A 3,828-nucleotide genomic window follows, 5' to 3' on the forward strand; every position below is an offset into this window, starting at 1 on the left:
ATGTGTATTTGGAATTTCTCATTTTGGCTTGTACTATTTATATTCTAGCACCAGTGAGTAGAAATGCGGCAGTTTTTCTGATGAACGCACTAGGTATTAAGTCACGTCCCGTAAGGGGCGTGTGAGTAGAAATTTAATGAATATTCAAGATAATCGCCATCATATTGTCACGTCCCGTAAGGGGCGTGTGAATTGAAATATCTGCTGGAGTAGTGTTTTAGAGACTATAAAGAAAAGTCTGTAAGTAAGATTCTTCTATGATAATGCAAGGCGAAAAGTTTATTTATTGAGCTTTTCGCTCTTGTTTTATATATAACAGCTATAAATTTGTATGTCAAGAGCAGGCGAAAAATCCGCCGGTCTTGCTATATTCTGAGTCGCCTATTCGGGCAGGCGTCCTTCATACATAATACTCAGTTCCCCATATACCTGTGCCCGGTTGCGAACCGTTGTTGTCCATTTTTTCGTTGCTTTAAAAGTAGCAAGGTATAATGCTTTTAGGAGTGCTGTATCACTCGAAAAAACGCTTCTCTGACGGTTCAGCTTACGATATGTGGAATTCAGGGATTCAATGGCATTTGTCGTATAGATTACCTTTCTGACCGTTGCTGAAAACTTGAAAATAGGTGAAATTGCATCCCGGTTATCCTTCCAGCGTTTCATGGAATTCGGATATTTTGGTGCCCATTTTTCTGTTACTCTGTCTAATGCGGCCAGAGCTTTCTTTTCATCAGCAGCCTGGTAAATCGTTTTTAAATCTGTGGCAAATGCTTTTCTGTCTTTATCAGGAACGTATTTTAAAGTATTTCGTACCTGATGTACGATACAACGCTGATATTCCGTTTTCGGAAAAGCGGCAGTGATCGCTTCTTTTATACCGGTAAGTCCATCCGCACAAATGATCAAAGCATCTTTTACACCCCGGTTTTTCAATTCGTTCATAACCGAAAGCTAGTATTTCGCACTTTCATTATCGCCTACTGAAATGGTAAGAACCTTTTTTTTCCTTCCATGTTGATGCCAAGAATCACGTAAGCAGCAAGTTTGCGGATAACGCCATTATCACGAACAGAGTAATGGATCGCATCAATGTAGAGAATAGGATACACCTCATCTAACGGGCGATTTTGCCAGTCTTTAATATGTGACAGGATATTGTCTGTTACATCAGAAATAAAGCCTTCTGATGTTTCAAATCCGTAAATATCCTCAATCGTTTCCGAAATCCGGCGGGTAGTCATTCCTTTTGCATACATGGAAATGATTTTTTGTAGCCAAGGTGGTTATCTATTTCGGCTTCCATCATTTCTTTGATTGTTCTACCAAGAAGATCTTTCGGGGCATCCTGAATATCTTCAGCCGTTTGAATATCATACTCTTCAAGAAGCCGGTGGATAATATTTCTTTTTCCTTCCGTCATTTGTACTCGATGTACCGGTTTCTTTTGTCTGGCCATAATAAAAGGCCCTCCTATGATTTTTTATCATAGAAGAACCTATTATTTGTTAATTTACAGAAAAAGTTTCACACACTCGTGTTTTATGTTTCTGTCAGAAATTGACCTCGTGAATTGAAATACCACCATTCCATCTCCTAAATATTTTTTTGATTGAATCGAATTTTACATTATTTGCACTAAATTGTTCTTGATGAAATACTGTTTTTATTTCCTGAAAACTTATAAATTGAAGAAATATATCGCATTACTCCTGCTTTCATATTTTTGGAAGTTGCAGTATAATAAGAGAAACTGAACAGCGTATTCTAACAGATATTGTGGTATTTTATTTATCAGATTCATTTGAGATAAATTTTAAAAATTTCCAAATAATAGATAAAACAGTGAGGTAGCTATATGCATTACAAAACAACAGAATCTCTCCTTGCCTTTATCAAAAAAAGTCCGACGGCTTTTCAGGCAACGGCAGAGATGGAGAAAAAATTTGCAGAAAACGGATATCAGCTTCTTTCAGAGCAGGAATACTGGAAGTTACAGCCGGGCGGGAAATATATCGTAACAAGAAATCATTCGGCATTGATTGCATTTTCGATTCCAAAGAAGGAGTGTCGGAAGTTTCATATTATCGCCAGCCACAGCGATTCTCCGGCTTTTAAGATCAAGGAAAATCCGGAAATGCGGGTAGAAAATGCCTACACAAAACTGAATGTGGAAGGATATGGCGGTATGCTGATGGCACCGTGGTTTGACCGGCCGCTGTCGGTAGCGGGCAGAGTGGTTGTAAGGCGTGACGGCAGTCTGAAAGAGGAACTGGTCAATATCGACCGGGATCTGGTCATGATCCCAAGTCTGGCAATCCACATGAACCGGGAGGCAAACAAAGGCGTGTCTTACAATCCGCAGAAAGATCTGCTGCCGCTTCTCGGGTGCGGAGATTCCAGACCGGAGCTTTTAAACATCATTGCAGAAGAACTTAAAGTGAGTACAGAGGATATTCTTGCACATGATCTGTTCCTCTATAATCGGACGGAGGGTACGATCTGGGGTGCAGACAGAGAATTTGTTTCGGCACCAAGGCTGGATGACCTGCAGTGTGCGTTTGCTTCGATGGAAGGAATGCTTGCCGGAAAGCACGAGGAGAGCATTGCGGTGCACTGTGTTCTGGATAACGAAGAAGTCGGAAGCGGAACAAAGCAGGGGGCAGCTTCTACTTTCTTAAAAGATACGCTTCGAAGGATCAACGATGGCCTTGGCAGAACGTATGAAGAATATCTGATGACGCTGGCAGGCAGTTTTATGATCTCGGCGGATAATGCCCATGCACTGCATCCAAATTACATAGAAAAGGCAGATCCGGTGAACCGGCCGCTGCCAAACGGCGGAATTGTCATCAAATACAATGCCAACCAGAAATACTGTACCGATGCGGTGTCAGCGGCAAAATTCAAGGATCTCTGTGACCGGGCAGGCGTAAAATACCAGACCTTTGTGAATCGCTCCGATGTGCCGGGCGGATCGACCCTTGGAAATATTTCGAATACGCAGGTACCGATGAATACGGTAGATATCGGACTTCCGCAGCTTGCGATGCATTCTCCGTATGAGACAGCCGGTGTGGAAGATACCGGAAGTTTTATCAGAGCAGCGGAAGAATTTTTCATATAAGCAAAACAGAACAGGTATCAAAATAAAGAATTCAGACAAAAAACAGGCGGGAGAAATCCTGCCTTTTTTGCGTGACATGAGCAATGCGAAGCTCTGTGAGCTTTACATGAATGTTCATTCTTTATATCCTGATATCCGTTAATGCATAAATTTTTTCAGGAAAAGGACTTGAAAAATACACCATGGGGGTATATAATGCAATACGAAAAATACCTAATAGGGGTATATAAGAAAAGGAAGTGAATGAAATGGAAGAAAACAGGGAACAGATAGAAAAAACATGCTGCTGTCAGTGTTCTGAGCGAAAAAAGGAACGCTCAGAAAAAGAATATAAAGATCTGATCAATCGTTTAAGCCGCATCGAAGGGCAGGTTCGCGGTGTGAGAGGAATGTTGGAAAAAGATGCCTACTGTGCCGATATTCTGGTACAGGTTTCGGCGATCAATTCTGCACTCAACAGTTTCAATAAAGTCCTGCTGTCCAATCATATCCATACCTGCGTGGCAGAGGACATCCGCAATGGAAAAGACGAAGCGATTGATGAGCTGGTGGATCTTCTGAAGAAACTTATGAAATGATGACAGGATAAGAAAAATACGAAAGTTTTTCGTATAATATCTTTTGATCCTGACACCAGGCAAAACATTAGGAGGTAAAGAACAGCTGAATAAAACTTATAAAAGTATATAAATAACTGTTGAATT

Annotated in this window: 2 protein-coding genes and 1 pseudogene; 2 read left to right on the forward strand and 1 reads right to left on the reverse strand. The window is 40.9% G+C overall.

The annotated features are described in order from the left end of the window. Positions 1 to 381: 381 nt before the first annotated feature. A pseudogene (locus ACLTL4_RS11055) lies at positions 382 to 1,456 on the reverse strand (IS256 family transposase). 399 nt (positions 1,457 to 1,855) lie between these two features. On the opposite strand from ACLTL4_RS11055, the gene ACLTL4_RS11060 reads away from it, so the two are divergent. Together ACLTL4_RS11060 and ACLTL4_RS11065 are read left to right on the forward strand one after the other, a co-directional pair. After that, entirely contained in the window at positions 1,856 to 3,124 is a 1,269-nt protein-coding gene (locus tag ACLTL4_RS11060; protein WP_412290438.1) for a M18 family aminopeptidase, read from the forward strand. A gap of 248 nt (positions 3,125 to 3,372) precedes the next feature. Beyond that, a complete protein-coding gene (locus ACLTL4_RS11065; protein ID WP_022119731.1) occupies positions 3,373 to 3,702 on the forward strand; it encodes a metal-sensing transcriptional repressor in 330 nt (109 codons plus the stop codon). The last annotated feature ends 126 nt before the right edge of the window (positions 3,703 to 3,828 follow it).

This window comes from Hominisplanchenecus sp. (assembly GCF_046967715.1).
GTDB classification, from domain to species: Bacteria; Bacillota; Clostridia; order Lachnospirales; family Lachnospiraceae; genus Hominisplanchenecus; species Hominisplanchenecus faecis.